Annotated in this window: 20 protein-coding genes and 2 pseudogenes; all 22 read left to right on the top strand. The window is 52.6% G+C overall.

The features are described from left to right. Positions 1-2 precede the first annotated feature (2 nt). The 22 genes and pseudogenes from PT300_00005 (at position 3) to PT300_00110 (ending at position 16365) form a co-directional block, all read left to right on the top strand. Positions 3-461 (top strand): lysozyme, encoded by a 459-nt coding sequence (locus PT300_00005; protein ID MDF7679087.1) that lies wholly within the window; start codon positions 3-5, stop codon positions 459-461. A gap of 18 nt (positions 462-479) precedes the next feature. Further along, entirely contained in the window at positions 480-680 is a 201-nt protein-coding gene (locus tag PT300_00010) for a hypothetical protein (protein MDF7679088.1), read from the top strand. Positions 681-719: 39 nt separating this feature from the next. Continuing rightward, complete coding sequence (locus tag PT300_00015) at positions 720-1148, top strand: lysis protein (GenBank protein MDF7679089.1); 429 nt, start codon at positions 720-722, stop codon at positions 1146-1148. Between the two features lie 457 nt (positions 1149-1605). Next, a pseudogene (locus PT300_00020) lies at positions 1606-1923 on the top strand (antA/AntB antirepressor family protein). A 112-nt stretch (positions 1924-2035) separates the two neighbouring features. After that, positions 2036-2263: a P22AR C-terminal domain-containing protein gene (locus tag PT300_00025; GenBank protein ID MDF7679090.1), complete on the top strand. Its 228-nt coding sequence runs from the start codon at positions 2036-2038 to the stop codon at positions 2261-2263. A 249-nt stretch (positions 2264-2512) separates the two neighbouring features. Beyond that, positions 2513-3040, top strand: a complete 528-nt coding sequence (locus PT300_00030; protein MDF7679091.1) for a hypothetical protein — start codon at positions 2513-2515, stop codon at positions 3038-3040. A gap of 49 nt (positions 3041-3089) precedes the next feature. Beyond that, a complete protein-coding gene (locus PT300_00035) occupies positions 3090-3308 on the top strand; it encodes a hypothetical protein (protein ID MDF7679092.1) in 219 nt (72 codons plus the stop codon). 28 nt (positions 3309-3336) lie between these two features. Then, positions 3337-4323, top strand: coding sequence for a terminase small subunit (locus tag PT300_00040; GenBank protein ID MDF7679093.1), 987 nt, complete (start codon positions 3337-3339; stop codon positions 4321-4323). Continuing rightward, positions 4289-5707, top strand: a complete 1419-nt coding sequence (terL, locus tag PT300_00045) for a phage terminase large subunit (GenBank protein MDF7679094.1) — start codon at positions 4289-4291, stop codon at positions 5705-5707. Before PT300_00040 ends, terL begins: the two co-directional genes overlap by 35 nt. Further along, positions 5707-7097, top strand: a pseudogene (locus PT300_00050) (DUF1073 domain-containing protein). The gene terL and the pseudogene PT300_00050 overlap by 1 nt, the downstream one beginning before the upstream one ends. A gap of 83 nt (positions 7098-7180) precedes the next feature. Further along, positions 7181-7858, top strand: a complete 678-nt coding sequence (locus PT300_00055; protein ID MDF7679095.1) for a phage minor head protein — start codon at positions 7181-7183, stop codon at positions 7856-7858. Continuing rightward, positions 7825-9009, top strand: a complete 1185-nt coding sequence (locus PT300_00060; protein MDF7679096.1) for a DUF2213 domain-containing protein — start codon at positions 7825-7827, stop codon at positions 9007-9009. Before PT300_00055 ends, PT300_00060 begins: the two co-directional genes overlap by 34 nt. A 2-nt stretch (positions 9010-9011) precedes the next feature. Next, positions 9012-9503, top strand: coding sequence for a hypothetical protein (locus tag PT300_00065; GenBank protein ID MDF7679097.1), 492 nt, complete (start codon positions 9012-9014; stop codon positions 9501-9503). Positions 9504-9506: 3 nt separating this feature from the next. After that, positions 9507-10475, top strand: a complete 969-nt coding sequence (locus PT300_00070; protein MDF7679098.1) for a DUF2184 domain-containing protein — start codon at positions 9507-9509, stop codon at positions 10473-10475. 14 nt (positions 10476-10489) lie between these two features. After that, positions 10490-10852 (top strand): DUF4054 domain-containing protein, encoded by a 363-nt coding sequence (locus tag PT300_00075; protein ID MDF7679099.1) that lies wholly within the window; start codon positions 10490-10492, stop codon positions 10850-10852. After that, positions 10852-11316 carry a hypothetical protein gene (locus PT300_00080; GenBank protein ID MDF7679100.1) on the top strand — a complete coding sequence of 155 codons (465 nt, stop codon included), beginning with the start codon at positions 10852-10854 and terminating at the stop codon, positions 11314-11316. The genes PT300_00075 and PT300_00080 overlap by 1 nt, the downstream gene beginning before the upstream one ends. Continuing rightward, complete coding sequence (locus tag PT300_00085) at positions 11316-11651, top strand: hypothetical protein (protein MDF7679101.1); 336 nt, start codon at positions 11316-11318, stop codon at positions 11649-11651. Before PT300_00080 ends, PT300_00085 begins: the two co-directional genes overlap by 1 nt. After that, entirely contained in the window at positions 11575-12069 is a 495-nt protein-coding gene (locus tag PT300_00090; GenBank protein ID MDF7679102.1) for a hypothetical protein, read from the top strand. The genes PT300_00085 and PT300_00090 overlap by 77 nt, the downstream gene beginning before the upstream one ends. 2 nt (positions 12070-12071) lie before the next feature. After that, positions 12072-13583 carry a DUF3383 domain-containing protein gene (locus tag PT300_00095; protein MDF7679103.1) on the top strand — a complete coding sequence of 504 codons (1512 nt, stop codon included), beginning with the start codon at positions 12072-12074 and terminating at the stop codon, positions 13581-13583. A 12-nt stretch (positions 13584-13595) separates the two neighbouring features. After that, positions 13596-14033, top strand: coding sequence for a DUF3277 family protein (locus PT300_00100; GenBank protein ID MDF7679104.1), 438 nt, complete (start codon positions 13596-13598; stop codon positions 14031-14033). Then, positions 14026-14421, top strand: a complete 396-nt coding sequence (locus tag PT300_00105; GenBank protein MDF7679105.1) for a putative phage tail assembly chaperone — start codon at positions 14026-14028, stop codon at positions 14419-14421. Before PT300_00100 ends, PT300_00105 begins: the two co-directional genes overlap by 8 nt. A 144-nt stretch (positions 14422-14565) precedes the next feature. Next, on the top strand, positions 14566-16365 hold the full coding sequence (locus PT300_00110; protein ID MDF7679106.1) for a hypothetical protein: 1800 nt from the start codon (positions 14566-14568) through the stop codon (positions 16363-16365). Positions 16366-16374 lie beyond the last annotated feature (9 nt).

The raw sequence follows: 16374 nt of genomic DNA on the forward strand, positions 1-16374 counted from the left end.
TCGTGCAAATATCAGAAAACGGACTCGGACTGATTAAACAGTTTGAGGGTTGTCGTCTGTTCGCGTATCCTGACCCTGGAACAGGACACGCGCCATGGACAATTGGCTACGGCTGGACACAATCGGTAGACGGCAAACCGATCAAACCCGGACTGAGGATTGACCAGGAAACAGCTGAGCGGTTATTACGCTGCGGTGTGGTGCAGTTTGAGCAGGCGGTTAATAAACTGGTGCGGGTACGGCTGAATCAGAACCAGTTCGACGCGCTGGTGTCGTTCACCTATAACGTCGGGCAGCGCTCGTTCTCGTCCTCCACGCTACTGAAACGTCTGAATCAGGGGGATTACGCAGGTGCTGCGCGTGAATTTGCCCGCTGGAATAAATCAGGCGGTCGTGTGCTGGCCGGACTGACTAAACGGCGTGAGGCAGAGCGCAAGTTATTTGAGCAAAAATATTCGTAACCATGAAAACAGGAGAAAATTGTGGAACCTCTAACACTGACTATCAAACAAATCAGAGAACTGGCTAAATTTGCTGAGGAGAACAGCCAGCCCGCCTACACAATCACAGATACTGTTATCCCAGAATTTGAATCAACGGACGGGGGTATCGTTCCTGAGTATTCCGGGCTGGTTGCCTATTCCGAGTCAGGGGATTCTGTCCTCGAACTGGGTGAGTAAATAGTCGTGAACTGGCGTTATCAACTGGCAATCGTGGCCGTGTGTGGTGTGGCTGTCTGTTCGGCTGTTCACTACCACGGCAAATACACAAATGAACGGGAACGTGCAAACACAGCAGAAAACAACCTCAGGCTGGCGAACAATACCATCACCGATATGGCGCGACGCGAGCGTGACGCAGCGGCACTTGACGCGAAATATACACAGGAGTTAGCCATTGCAAACGCTGAAAACGATTCTCTGCGCCAGCGTCTGGCTGCTGGTGGCCGGGTGCGGGTCGCAGGTAAATGCACCACCGTGCCAGCCACTGCCCAAACCACCAGCACCCCCGGCGTGGACACTACTACCACCGTCGAACTCTCTGAGTCTGCTGCAGAAAACGTTCTCGCTATCCGGGCCGGAATTATCCGAGACCAGACAGCCCTGAGAGCGTTGCAGGAGTACGTCAATACGCAGTGCCTGAATTGACAGACTAGCCTGTTTCCTTTATTGTTTATCTGTGAGGCGTAGAAACCTCCCATTAGCGGTCAGAACCAACCCCGTCAGTGTTGGATTTTTTATGCCTGTCATTTAGTGAACGCACCGCGCGGTCACACCCCGACCAGAGTCGGGAGGGCGACGAATACAACACCCGAAAGGGGAATAAGTCCGCGGTAACTTTTGGGCCGTTTCTACCCTCCTGACACCATATTGATTGACGATATCTCAGTTTATATTTTATAGTAATACCCGGTGCTCAAAACACCTCTGATAGCGGTTCCCACGCCCGATAGTTTGTGGTTTTTTATGTCCAGATTTCATGATTTATGACCGGGCGTGTGGCTAATACAATACCAGCAATGGGAATATGTCCGCCGTCTATCAGCGGTTTTGAGCGCCCGGTCACCACATCTGTGGAATTCAAAATATCTGATAGGGCATAAAAATGAATAACCAACTCATTCCTGTGTTCAGTGGTTCTATTTCTAACGAATCTGCTTTACTTTGCAATGCTCGTGATTTACATGTCTTTCTTGAAGTCGGTAGGGATTTTTCTAATTGGATTCGGGAACGGATTTCAGAGTATGGCTTCACTGCAAACTTAGACTACATCGTATTTTCGCCAAAATTGGCGAAAACTGTAGGACGTCGTCGTAAGGAATATCATCTTACCCTGGATACAGCCAAAGAGCTGGCGATGGTTGAGCGCAACGAAAAGGGACGTCAAATCCGTCGCTATTTTATCGAGTGTGAAAAGAAACTCCATCAGCAGCCAGCCAGCCAGCCCGCGGCACTGGAAGACGAACCAATGACAATCACCCTGACTCGCGAAAGAGCTTTGCTCCCTTTGCTGGATATGGAATGCCGCCGAATATATGCGGAAGAATATCGAGCTGGCCTATCCTGCAATGAGAACCCTCAAATCTGAATACGCGCCGAGCTTCTACTCTATGGCATTTGAGTACCAACGGACTCTGGAAGCCGGAAGAAAAGTTCTCGAACGAGAAACGCGCGCGATTGTTCCGCATCCTCACTGTGTATCAGATGAAAACTGGCGGCGGGTTTTACCGAAACTGCGGAAAACCGCACTACCAGCACAGTAGAGGTGGGAAGCCTCGCCGTTTCCCGGTGTGCCGTAAAACCCCGTCCGTCAGGGGACGGATATCAACTCTGACAACGAGCCTCGCAATCGCGGGGCTTTTTTATATCTGCAATCCACCGCGCCTTGCCCGGCGCATAAATCACACAGAGCTTTCTGGAAACGAGCCTCGGAGGAACGCCGTTATTGGTGGTGACCTCTCTGTGGGCGTCGTTTCTGGGCAACGAGGCTCGTTTCTAAAAGGTGCGTCACTATGAATATGAAATCTGCTCTAACGTTTAAAAACCACACTGTAATCCCGTTTGACAACGGGGATGGAAAGATCTGGTTTACCACTGATGCGCTGGCTGACCTGCTGGGTTATGCCAGTCCGAATAAAGTTTCTAATATTTTCAAACGTCACGAGGATGAGTTTTCAGAGAGTATGTCTGTTGTGACCAAAGTGAGGAAGGATGGGATAAACAATAGCTTACGTGAAATTGATGTGCGTTTATTCTCTCCTCGTGGAGCGCATTTAATAGGAATGATGTCTCGCACAAACGTAGCCAAAGATCTCCGGATCTGGCTGCTGGATTTGGTTGAAAAAGAATCAGTGGTGAGTATTGGCACGCTTGACGCTAACCAGCTCATTAATATGACTGGTCAGCAAATCCACAATCAGATTGCCACGTTTGATCGTCTGTCGTTTGAGCACCGAGGACAGAGAGGGAGCGTGCTGATGGCGCAACGCAAGCGCGATATCAAAAAATCCGGGAGGCAACCAGGATCGCCCTACAGCTGACTCAAATTGCTATCCCCGATCTGGGTGATTTTCCCGAGGGAGAACCAGCGTGAACAGACAGGAATTTATTCACAAAAACGTCACTGCAGAGCTGGTGAGGCTGGGATACGACCAGAACACGGCGTTATCTGGTGCTGACGCAGCTATTGATTACTACCACAGAAAATCCCACCTGAGTTCAAAAGGGAAAATTTTTGAGGATTGCCTGAATGTCGCAAAACAATGGGCGGGCAAGAGAAGGTTGGGGATGCCCAACGCGCATAAATGATAATATAGCGTGAACACAGGACAACATCATGGCAAAACCGGACTGGGGAGCACTGCAAGACCAGTTCCTCGCCGAGCACGCCAAAACAGGAATATCCCCGAAAGACTGGTGTGCAGCGCAGGGACTGAATTACACATCTGCGCGGCGTTATATCAAAAAGCCAACTGCGCAGAAGAAAGTGCGCAATGCGCAGGCTGAACAAGTCCCCATAACTGCGCAGCATGAGCAAATGCCAATTGATGCGCAGAACGATACACCGGAAAGTGCGCCACCCTTCAACCTGCGCAATTACGGACTAAACGATATGCAGGTCAGGTTTGTTGAAGAATATCTAGTCGACCTCAATCGTACGGCTGCTTATCGGCGCGCTGGCTATAAAGGCGAAGGTAACACGGCATACGTTAACGCCTCTCGATTGCTAAGGAATGCTAAGGTCAGCCAGGCAATCCGCGATGCTCTGGACGAACGCTCGCGAAGAGTGAGGATAACGCAGGACGAAGTGTTGAAGTGGTGGTGGGATATTGCAACGGCAGACGCTACGCAACTGACTGAACATCATCGTGGCTGTTGCCGTTACTGCTGGGGGATCGGTTTTAACTACCAGTGGCGCGACGTTGTTGAATTTAAGGAAGCCGAGGAGAAAGTTGCTGGGATGGAAGGTGTCAAGGCACTGCAGGACACGGGCGGTTACGGCTACGACGGCACGGTGGATCCTAACCCTGATTGCCCGCGTTGCAATGGCGTCGGCATTGGTCGCACTGTATTCCACGATACGCGTGATTTAACTGGTGCGGAGCGGAGGTTATTCGCCGGGATTAAAGAGGGGAAATCAGGCCTTGAGATCATCACCCGTAATCAGGATGACGCCATGAAGATGGTGGCCCAACACCTCGGCATGCTGAAAACAAAAACCGAACTGAGTGGGCCGAATGGTGAGCCTATCCAGCATAGTCACTCTGTAAGTGTGGAGGATCTCACTGATGAGCAACTCGCCGCAATTATCGGCGGTAAGTAAACAGGCAGCAGCTAAGGAACTACTCAAGCGGCGCAGCGCCCGGGCAAGCCTCCACGACTTCATTCAGTACATTAACCCCGAATACATCACCAGCCAGTTCTCACAGACGGTTTGTGATGCTCTGGATCAGTTCCTGCTGGATATGCTGGACGGGGTGCGCCCGATACTGATCCTCGGTGCGCCGCCGCAGCATGGTAAATCGGATATTGTTTCGCGTTATCTGCCAGCGTATTTCTTTGGCAAATATCCCGAAATGCGTGTGGGTGCGCTGTCGTACTCTGCTGATCTGGCGGGGGACATGAATGCCGACGTTCAGCGCATTATGTCCACGCCGGAATACCGCAACATATTCCCGGGCGCATGGCTGGGTAACAAACCCGACGATGGTGTCGCCGTAAAGCGCAACACTGACGAATTCGGCATTGCCAACCATAAAGGGACATATGTCTGTGCTGGCGTAGGCGGACCGTTAACGGGTAAGAAAATCGATCTTGGTATCATCGATGACCCGATAAAAAACGCTAAGGAAGCGCTGAGCCCGACAACAAAAAAATCTGTCTGGAACTGGTACGTTTCCACGTTTAAAACCCGCCTGTCGAAAAACAGTGGTGAAATTATCATGGCGACCCGCTGGGCGACGGATGACTTATCCGGTCGTGTAGTAGAAATCACGCCACGCGCTAAGGTTCTGGCGTTCCCTGCGATCAATGAGCAGGGCGAAGCGCTGGTGCCTGAACTGCACCCGCTGGATAAATTGCTGGAAACAAAAGCCATTCTCGGGGATTATTTCTGGTCTGCGATGTATCAGCAGAAACCAAAACCCGGAGACGGGCAGATATTCCATGAAGAATTTGCCCGGTACTACCTGCCGAAAGATCTGCCTGATGCCTTTGATGAAGTGATTCACAGCTGGGATATGACGTTTAAGGACAGCAACGGTACGGATTATGTTGTGGGTCAGGTATGGGGTAAGAAAGGCGCTAATGCTTATCTGCTATATCAGACCCGCAAGCGCATGAGCTTTACCGAAACCCTCAAAGCCGTGAAGTTACTGGTTGAGAAATACCCGCAGGCGCGGCGCAAGTTGGTGGAGAATAAAGCCAACGGTCCGGCAGTTATTGACTCACTGAAATCGATCATATCAGGATTAATTCCGGTAGAGCCGGATGGCAGTAAAATCGCACGGGCCCACGCATGTACCGCAGAATGGGAGGCGGGCAATGTCTGGCTGCCACACCCTGATATTGCACCGTGGATCACCGAAACGGTGGAAGAAATCACGACATTCCCGTTTGCCGGGCACGATGACACCGTTGACGCCATGACGCAGGCGCTACGTTATTTGTACCAGAGAAAAACCCTCAGTCCACTGGATATCCTGTAATGGCGAAAAAGAACTTTGTTGGCCGTCTGAATGATGGTCTGGTTAGTTTAATGACCTCGCTCGGCGAGAAGATCGGCGCGGTGCGGTACAGCAGCAGTAAACCCGATGTGTCGGATAAAGAACTGCTCGCGATGAATAAGAAATCGTGGGTGGTGAAGAAGTACATCAACAAAACGGCCGATGACATGCTGAAGCTGCCCCGGAAATTTTCGGGTGATGTTGATAGCGCTCTGATCCAGCGAATTACCGATGCAGAAAAAGAATTGAAGCTGAACGAGGTATTCCATAGTGCTCTGGCTGGGCGTCCTTGCTGGGTGACTCGCTAATTGTGGCTATCACAGATTGTGCTGACGACCAGATCGCCTCGCCCCTTAATCTGCAGAACGAAGATATCGTTAAGTTCCTGGTGTTCCGGAAAGGTGAGTACACGCCAGACAGGACCGTCATCACTGATATCCGCTCTGACTGTTTTGGTGAACCGCTGACGTATCAACTTGATGTCGGGACAAAGCAACTCAGGTTTCACCACTCCCGCTGCTGCCGGACGAAGCTGGGCAATCACAGCATTAAGGATCGCGCGCAGTTTGGCACGTCAGACCTTCAGGCGCCTTACGAGCATGTTAAAACGTTCGACACTGCAATCCTGAGCACCGGCGACACCATTCAGGAAGCGAATGTCGATGTGCTGTTTATTCCCGGCATGAATAACCAGATCGCAGCGGGTCAGGAAGGACAGGTGCGCGAGTACGCCAGGGTGATGAAGGAAACCAAATCCTCTACCGGGCTGCTGTTGATTGATGCGGGAGACGCACAGACGCAAGGGCGATATGAGCAGAAGAACGCGCAATTCACCGGCCTCTCTGACGTGATTAGCAAAATGGCGATAGTGCTGTCTGGTGCCCTGGACCGACCGATAACGGTGCTATTCGGTGAATCGGCCAGCGGGTTCAGTAGCGGCGAGGAAGACAATAAATCCTATTACGAAACCATTAACGGCCTGCAGGAATCGCGTCTGCGCCCCATGCAGGATTTCGCCGATCAGTTCATTCTGGACAAACTCGCCATCACGGAAAGTCTGACCTATGAATACCCGACAATCGACAGCATTAACGAAGCTGATGAGGCAACCCGGTTTAGCCAGTACGCCACCGGGTTTAACACGCTGGTCACATCGTCAATTCTGACTGACGAGGTTGCTATCCGGGAGATGATCAATCGTGGCGTGCTGAAAACCGTCACGGAAGAGGAAATAAAGGGCATCGTCAGCGCAGGCGCAGATTCTGATTCATGGAGCAGCTATGGAACTTCAACAACTACTGGAGCGCAGGCAGGGCCAGCGGAAACCGCGACGGCGGAGAATGCGGCCACTCAAGCCGGACAAGCGCTGTGAAATCTGGTACCGCGACCGCCTGACTGAGTTTATCGACGGCATGGTGCGGATAGTTATCGACGAACTGGCAAGCCCCGCGCTCAATGATGCACCCGCTACACCCCCCTCTCATTATCACCACCCGGTTATCAAAAGTTATTCAGCGCCTGGCGGGCATATCCATTGCTGAAATTGCCAGTCGATTATCTGTGGGGCTGGTAACGCGGGCGAATACCCAGAATAAGGTGCGGACGCAACGCATCTATAACGCTGCGTTCGGAATTGACCTTTCCGGGATGCTGGGCGACGGGGCCATCAAAGCGCAGATGGACAAGGCGGTGCGGGAGAATGTCGCCCTGATTAAGTCTATTCAGACCGATTTTATCAACGATATCGGCGAGAAAGTTTTTGGCAATCTCGCCGCGGGTGGCAGGCATGAAAACCTCATCGATACTATCCGGGAGCGGGGCAACGTTACAAAAAGCCGGGCGAAATTCATTGCCCGGGATCAGACTGCAAAACTCAATGCCGACCTGACAGAAGCGCGCAGTGTGGCGCTGGGTCTTGATTTGTATGAATGGGGTGGGGCAGGTGACGAACGTGAACGCCACAGTCATCGGGTGCTGAACAATATGCTCTGCAAATACTCCGACCCGACAGTCTACTCCGCTGATGGCGGCAAAACCTGGAAGAAGAGAAAAAGTATCGGCGCATACGAGGGTAAACCTGGTGAGGATTATCAGTGTCGTTGCGTCGCCCTTCCATACGTCTCATGGGATTAATTCATGGCCTGGAAACGAACACCGCAGGGGTATGTTATTACCACTGCGACGATAACCCGTGCGGGCCGGTTGAGTATTACGGCCACGAACTGGGATTAACTGGCAGCGATGCCGGCAAAAAAGTTACCGTTATCCGCACCCTCGACGAGCTGTCAAAGCCCGAAACCCTCGCTTCATTTAATGGCCTCCCCTTCACGCTGACCCATCCTGATGATGGAGAAGTGACCGCTGTGGACCATAGGGATAAAGCAGTTGGGCATATTGCTAACACCCACATAGAAGGGGATACCGTAGTTTGCGATGTTTACCTCACTGACGCGACAGCCATAGAGGCGCTGGAGGCAACCGGTATCCGGGAGGTGTCGGTCGGGTATGAACCGGCAACACTCGTCGAGCGGGGCGGAAAGCTTTACCACATCAACATCCGTGGCAATCACGTCGCGGGCGTGGCAGAGGGGCGTTACGGACCTCAGTGTAAGTTAAACGACAAAAAAGGTAAGACGATGTTCAAAACATTAACTGACGCCCTGAAATTCCTGAAGGGCAAAAAACTGAAGGATGCGGAAGGCGCCGCCCTGACTGCAGATGAACTGGTCGGCATGATCGCCGCGCTGGAAAAGGCGCTGGAAGAACTCCAGGGACAGGGAACGGAAGAAGCAACGGAGAAGGCTCAGGAAGTGCTGGCGCAACTGGCGGAACTTAAAGCACAACTGGAGAGCGTGACGGGTGCGCCGGTGACAACCGACGACAATCCCGCAGCTGGTGGTGGTGATGATAAGGACGCGAAAATCGCTGCACTGGAAACCGAAAACGCAGACCTGAAAGCGAAGGTGGAAAAACTGGAAAAAGAACTCGCCGATCTGAAAGCCGACGCGGAAACCGAAGCGACCCTGACCGATGCGAAAGTCCGTTTCCCGAAAATTAGTTTCAGTGATGCTAAATCCGCGCGTGATGTTCGTGCCGCTGTGCTGGTAAGTACCCGGGCGTTTAATGACGCGCAGGTCAAAAAAATGACCGACAGCGAAGTCCGCGCGGCATACGCGGCCATTCAGGCCACGTCAAAACCACGTAGCGAGATTGGCGCTCAGTTACTGAAAGACAACAAGCCAGCTTCGAAAAAAACCGCAACGCAACGCCTTGGAGGAAAATAATTATGGCATTCGGGTTTACTGACTGGGACGGTGCCGAAGGCACCATCAAACCGGGCTCGATTAAACGAGCCTCCAGCTCAAACGACAAAGTCTGGGGCGAAGAGAACCTGACCGAAACGAAGTTGCCCTATGGCACGTTCGTAGCGGTCAACCCCGAGGGTGGCGTCATGCCTCTTGCTGACGATACCCGTATCCACGGGATTGTGGTGCGCGATATCTATGGCGACGGTGCGCCGCATAACAAACAGGTCAACGTGGGGCATTTCTCGCACGGTGACTGTGTCGGCGCGCTGACGGTCGATGACGCTGATTTTACCCGTGGCGATACCGCCTATATCGTCGCGACGGGTGCCGATGCCGGGAAGGTGACTACCGAAGCAACCGGCAATATCGATCTGGGTTACTGGGTGGAGGATGTGAGTGCAGGTAATAACTGCGTGGCCATCACCCTGGGCTATGTACAACAGGCAGTTCAGCAGACGGAAGGAGCATAACCAATGCCTATGGAATCAGCAGATTTCGAAGAAGTGCTGCAGGAAGCGCTAACCGAGCGCGATATGGAGCTGCAGGAAAAAGAACTACCGGAGATCAACATTGGCGAAGCGCTTCCCGTTAAAGAGGGGCTCGATTTTTCCCGGGAATATGTGGATTTTGGTGTCTCGAAAGTAGTCGGATCGGTTAAAGACGGCATCATCGGTAACAAAACCAACAGCCTGAAAACCATTGACAGTGATATCGAATGGCTGAAAGCACCTGTCGGCCAGTGGGCTAAAGCAGCTACCTGGACACAGCAGGAACTGGAGAAGATTGCCAGGCTCAATATTAACCTGCAATCCAAGAAACAGGATGATTTGTACGCTAACGCCCTGTCGACTATCCAGTACGCGGGTTATGTCGGGCATCAGGGTGTGAAGGGCCAGGAAGGTTTACTGACGGGCACGGGTGTACAAATTATTATCGACGCTTCCGGCAAAACCATTGCTGAAATGACATCGGATGAGTTTGTTAAGCTGGTTTTGGATGCTTACAACGTAGCCTGGCGAAAATCCGGTTACCGCATCCAGCCAACGCATATCGCAATGGATGCCAGCGACTTCATGCTGGCGATGCAGAAATTCGATCCAAACCCGATTGTTGTCGGTACCGACCTGCTGCCGATTGCGGCAATGGACCGCATCATGGCGGCGCTGCGTAAGGCTTCCGGCAACGATAATTTCAGTATCACTTTTGTCAAAGTACCCAGCAATTATGCGGTTGGCATCAAGACGGGTAAAACCCGCATGGCTATCTACACGTATGAAGCGGATTACGTTGAAATGGAAGTGCATATGCCAGAACTGCTGGCTGTACGACCGCGTGATCTGCTGACCTACGAGTGCGGCTATCGCTCGGCATTCGGTGGTGCAATGTGGAAACAGCCACAGTCGGCTGTTTACGTTGACTATAAATCCTCGCCAGCAGAGTAATCACGGGGGGTAGCATGGAATTTACCGCACGTTACCCTGAATTCACCGCTATATCGCCAGAGCGTATTGCAGGCGCCCTGCAGGATGCTGCAAACCAGATGAGCCGCAGGGTGTGGCGAAAGCTCTATGAACAGGGCCAGCACGCCATGGCGGCGCATCTGCTTTATGCCTCTGGCGTGTTAACCGGCTCAGGCAATGCAAATGGAAAACCGGTTATGGCCGTTACCAGCAAAAGTGCAGGCGGCTTGTCGCTGGGTTATTCCGCACCTGACGCTGGTTTCGGGGTTAATCACGACGGCTACGCCTCCAGCAGTTACGGGCAGGAATATATCCGGCTGCGTAAGCTGGTGGGTGTGCATGTACTGGCGATACGGTGATGATTAAAAATTCGGGAAAATTTAAAGGCGCGGGACTTAGGGCACTGGAGGCCCGTATTCGTGCGCTGGGACGGACGAAAGTGGTTATTGGCGTACCAGCAGCCAGCAATACAGGGCGTGATGATGGTCTCAGCACGGCCACGATTGCCGCCGCGCATGAGTTCGGCGTGCCAGGTCATATTCCTGAGCGTTCGTTTCTGCGCTCTACCCTCCGTGAGAATAAGGAACAGGCCTCACGGTTTCTGGCTAAACGTCTTCAGGAAGCGATTTTCGAAGACGGACAAACGGAAGCGGCGTTTGCGCTGGTGGGTGAAAAACTTGCTGGCGAGGTTAAACGCAAAATCCAGTCGGGAATTGCACCACCGCTGGACCCGAAAACCATCGCCAGAAAAGGGTCCTCCAGACCGCTAATCGATACCGGGAATTTACTGCAATCCATCACTTATGAGGTACGCGATAAATAATGGACGATTTTGCCGACGAAATATTCTCTGATCCGTTCTTTGGTCAGGAGTGTGAATTTACCGCAGCATCCGGCACCATGCGGAAACTTATCTGCATTGTGCAGCCTGCCAGCAACGATGACCTGCAGATCCTGCCTGAGGGTGATCGCTATAACCCGACGGTGCGCGTGATGACGCAGGCACCTGTTGAGAATAAAGAGTTGTTCTCATGGAATGGTCTGCGCTGGCGCATTATCAGTAAATCATTATGGAATGATTATGGCTATTACGACGCTTTCGCAACTCGATATGAAGGCAGTCAGGCAGACGATAGCGGCGGTTTTACAGTTACCTGAAGACCGGGTGATTGACGGAAACGAGGAAACCGATATTTCGGCGCTGGATTACTTTATTTCTGTCAGCAGCGTGACGTCTGATCTCATCGGTGAAGAGCGCCGCTTTGACGGGGTAACCGAAGCCGAGATCATTACCTCAACCCGTGAAACACTGATATCGGTTAACGCCTTTGGACCTAACGCCTGCCTGATTATCGAAAAACTGTCGTCATCACTCAGTACCCATTACGCTCAGCAACAATTCAAACAGATCCCCGCTGGAATTGTCCGTAAGCCACAGATCCGCAATCTGCCGACGGCGATTGCCGGTGGCAAGGAGCAACGGGCGCAAATCGATTTAACACTCTCTCATATCCATCGTATTGCCGCACCGCTTAACCGTGGTGAGACGGTGGATATTATTCTTTATGAGGATTAGCAATGAGCTTACCCATTAAGGAGGTAATCAACGCACAGATCCTGCCGCAGGCTACCGCAGCACAGCGCCGGGATTTGAGTATGGTTACCATTTTTACTTCAGACGTTGGCGAACCGTTCCAGGATGCCACAACCCGCTATGTGTTTGTATCCGGCCCTGAGGATGTAGCCAGTCAGTTTGGTTCGAAGTCAGAGGCTTACAAAGCGGCGCTTTCGCTGTTCAGCGCCCGCCCGAAACCGAAACGCGCCATGATTGGCCGGTTCGCCGCTGAAACACAGGAAATTGCTGCCACCGCAAACGCGCTCAAAGGCTCAACGATTTCCGCTGGCATTAACACATTCAAAGCCATCACCGACGGCGCTATGACGCTGAATATCGGCGGTGTCGCCACCACGCTGAGCGGGCTGGATTTTAGCACAGCGATTGATTTCAGCGATGTGGCCGCTGTGATTGACGACCAGCTCCCGGAATCAGGCAACATCGGCGCGTTGTGGGATGGTGTCGGTAACCGCCTTATTATTCAGGCGCAGACTGCCGGAGCCTATCCCGCAACCCGTATTGGTTATGCCACCGACCCCGGAACCGGTTCTTATATCGGCAGTCTGCTGAAGCTGGAAGACGGGCAGGCGACGGTAATCACCGGGCAGGCGGCACAGACAGTCAACGCCGAACTGCCATCCGAAGCGATGCATAAGTTGCAGAACCTTTACCAGAACTGGTACGGGGCCTATTTCGCTGATGCACTGACAGATGAGCAACTGGACGACGCGCATTCCTGGATTGCTGCGGCGGATTTGAAAGTGCTGGCGTACACCGCAGTGCGTGATGAGCAAATCGAGTGGAACAACGCGAATATGCTCAAAAAACTGTACGACAAAAACAGTGGTCGCCTGATGGTGCAGTACAACAAAACCGGTGATAACCATGCTGCAGCAGAGCTGCTGGCGATTGCCGTTTCAACGCTCTGGCAGGGACAGAACACCGCTAAAACCGTCAAGTTCAAGCAGCAGACCAGCGTGCGCTCGGATGACCGCATCACATTAACCGAAGCGGCGAAATGCCAGCGACTGGGCATCAATTTTTATACCGACTATGACGGCATCAACATGCTGGCTGAAGGGCAGATGCTGGGTGGCACGTTCATCGATGAAGTGATGGGGCTCGATGCGTTTCTTGACGCCTGCCAGAAACAGGCATTTACCGCGCTGCAGGGTAACCCGAGCAAAGTGCCGCAAACCGACAAGGGCCAGGCGATGCTGATTGGCTCCCTGAATATCATTGGTGCTGAGTTCGTGCGCAACGGGTTTCTGGCAGGTGGTCTGTGGCGGGGTAATGACGTGGGTGCGCTGACGTGGGGCGACCGGCTCGACGAAGGCTTCTATTTCTACTCCGACAGTTTCGACCTGCAGTCTGATGCCGATCGCGAGGCCCGCAAAATGATGCCGGTTATGTGCGCCATCAAACTGGCGGGAGCGGGTCATTCTGCTGACCTGCTTATTCAGTTTAACCGTTAAGGATAAAAAAAAATGGGCCTTTACAGACATGACCGCAGCATCCTGTCGCTGAACGGTTACGAAATTACTGCGTGGGACGAGTCCAGCGACTCGTTTTCTCTGGCACCCGTCGGGGATGATGGCGCGTATACCATCGGTGCCGGAGGGCGCGGGGTATTTGTGTTTACCGGCAACGAGTCCGGTATTCTCACCTTTAAGCTGTTACAGCATTCCGCTGACAACAAATTCCTGTGCGATTTGCGTAATCAAATCCTCAACAGCCAGTCGGCACCCACTCCGATTGAGATGTACTTTAAGGATACCTGGAACGGGGACGAACTGGTCGGACAGGCGGGATTTTTTACCACGCCGCCGACCCATGCCCGTGGTACTGCGCATAACCCCAACACCTGGATTATCCAGTTCGAACGTATTGTTACCCGATTAGCAAAAGGGGCATTAAATGAATAAAGATGATGTGATCTATGAACATCGCCAGGCCAATTTTATCGAGGCCAAAAACCAGGCAATGAAACTGCTGGCGCTGCTTAAGGGATGTATCTCCATGCAGGATTCGAAGGTTGAAATCGATATTGGCGGCATCGTGTCGAATATCGGCTCAGCAGAAATGCAGGGTGTTGAGGCATTTATCATTAAATACGTTACGGTACGCGATGAGAACGACCAGCCGGTCACGCTCAACCGTACCGATGTGTTTAACCGTCATTTCAATGCTCACCGCTCACATTACATTCCGCTCATTATTGAGGGGATAATGTTCCACTTTGCTGATTTTTTGCCCGATGGGGTCGCCTCTGCGATAAGTATGCCAGACTCGGTGACGCTGACGGCCCGGTAAGTGATGTTGACTGGATAAAAATGCTCCCGGTGATGGAAGGTATCTACACCGGGCATGATTTACGCACCACGGCCACGCTCGAGGATGTGCTGGATTTCCACGAGGCATATGTTGAGCGTTTGCTGGCGCAACAGAGGTCGGACGATGGAGATCGAGGAACTGCTGGTCGCTATCGGCGTTGATACGACGCAGGCGGCAAAAATAAATGACGTGGTTGTCGCTCTGGGTGTGGCAGCGGCGCAGATTGCCAGCGAGGCAAACCGGGTAAACCGGAATCTGGACGATATCGGCGATCATTCGATACGGACAACGGAAGAGGCCACACGCAAGGCGAAGGAGGCGGAGAAATCGGTCGGTAAGCTGAAGATGCTGGCGGCGGGTGTGGGGGCTCTGATTGGCTATGTATCCGGGCGGGTACTGGGCTTTATTGATCAGGCCGTGGGTGGTGCGCGTACGCTGTCAAAAGAGAAAGGCTTGCTCTTCAACATCTCACAGGCAGAGCTACAGCAGGCTGACGAGTACCAGGCCGCAATGAAACGCACCGGGGTATCGATAGAGTCAGTTAAAACCAAAATCGCGCTCAACCTGCTGCCCCAACTGACGAATGCGGTGAATGGTTTTAACAACTGGCTCAGTGCCAGTAAAGAGCTGGTTGCGGGCGGGCTAACGAAAACTATCCAGTTTGGCGCGCGCGCGATACAGGTGATTGTGAATACCGGCAGGGCGATCGGTTCGGTGGTTAAAAACACCATCGGCTGGAAAGGTGCGCTTGTCATGCTGACGGCGGCGTTCGCCATCCTCAACCGCACGATGCTGATGAACCCGATTACCTGGATAGTTGCTGCAATTGTCGGTTTAATGCTCATCATTGACGACTTGATGGTCTATCTGGATGGGGGAGAATCACAGTTCGGCGAATTCTGGGGAAGCTGTATTGCCTGGATTAAGCGCGTAAAAGACTGGTGGGCCAATTTATCCGGTGAGTTTAAAACCTCGCTGAAACTCCTGGGCTCCATGTTTGCAGCAGCGTTCGGCACTAATCTGTTCCTGTCCGTTATCAAAGGTACAGGAATGTTTGGTCGTGCGCTGGCGCTGCTGACCTCTCCGTTCAGCCAAGTTATTAAACTTGTGGGAACGGCAGGTAAGGCGTTTATCTGGCTCGGTCGTGCGCTGCTGATGAACCCCATTGGACTGGTTATCGGACTGGTGGTGGGACTGGGGTATGTGCTGTACGATCTGTACCGGTGGCTGAAAACGGGTGAATCGTCCTTCGGCGACTTCTGGAAAACCGTCCAGGAGACATGGGAGAAGATTAAGACGTTCTTCAGCGACGGGGTAAAGAACATCCTCAAATCACTGGGGATGAGCGAGGAAGGCGCCGGGAAGACCGTTAAAGCGCTCGGCGCGGCGTTCGCCCGGGTGTCTGGGCTTCTTACCTTACCATTTCAGCAGGGCTGGGAGTTAATTAAGGGCCTGTTCGATATCTGGGGCAGTGATACCGACAGTTTTACCAAAAAAATCGGCGACACCTTCAGACTGGTGACCGATATGATTAAGAAACCGTTTGAGGAAGCCTTTAACTGGGTCACGAAGAAGTATGATGATACGGTCGGCAAGCTGAAGGGATTATGGGACGGAGCCAAAGACATGGTAGGGCTTGGCGACGGCGATGTTGATGTTAAAGGGAAGGCGATCGACCTCGATCAGACCATAAAATCCATCACACAATCACCCTCTCCGGTCGCGGGTAACGCAATGATAGGTAACGGTGTGACGAACGCCACGACCAATAACAGCAGGCAGACCAGCATCAAAAATGACATCCAGGTAACCCAGCACATTGCCAGCACAGATCCGGTGCAGGCTGCAGACCTGTCAGCTAAAGGGCTGGAAAAATCGCTGAAGCAGACGGCCAGAAACCTGGAGGGAGGGGTTAATCGTTAAGCCCTCTTA

It is taken from the genome of Enterobacteriaceae bacterium ESL0689, from assembly GCA_029433525.1.
Lineage (GTDB): Bacteria > Pseudomonadota > Gammaproteobacteria > Enterobacterales > Enterobacteriaceae > JAQTIF01.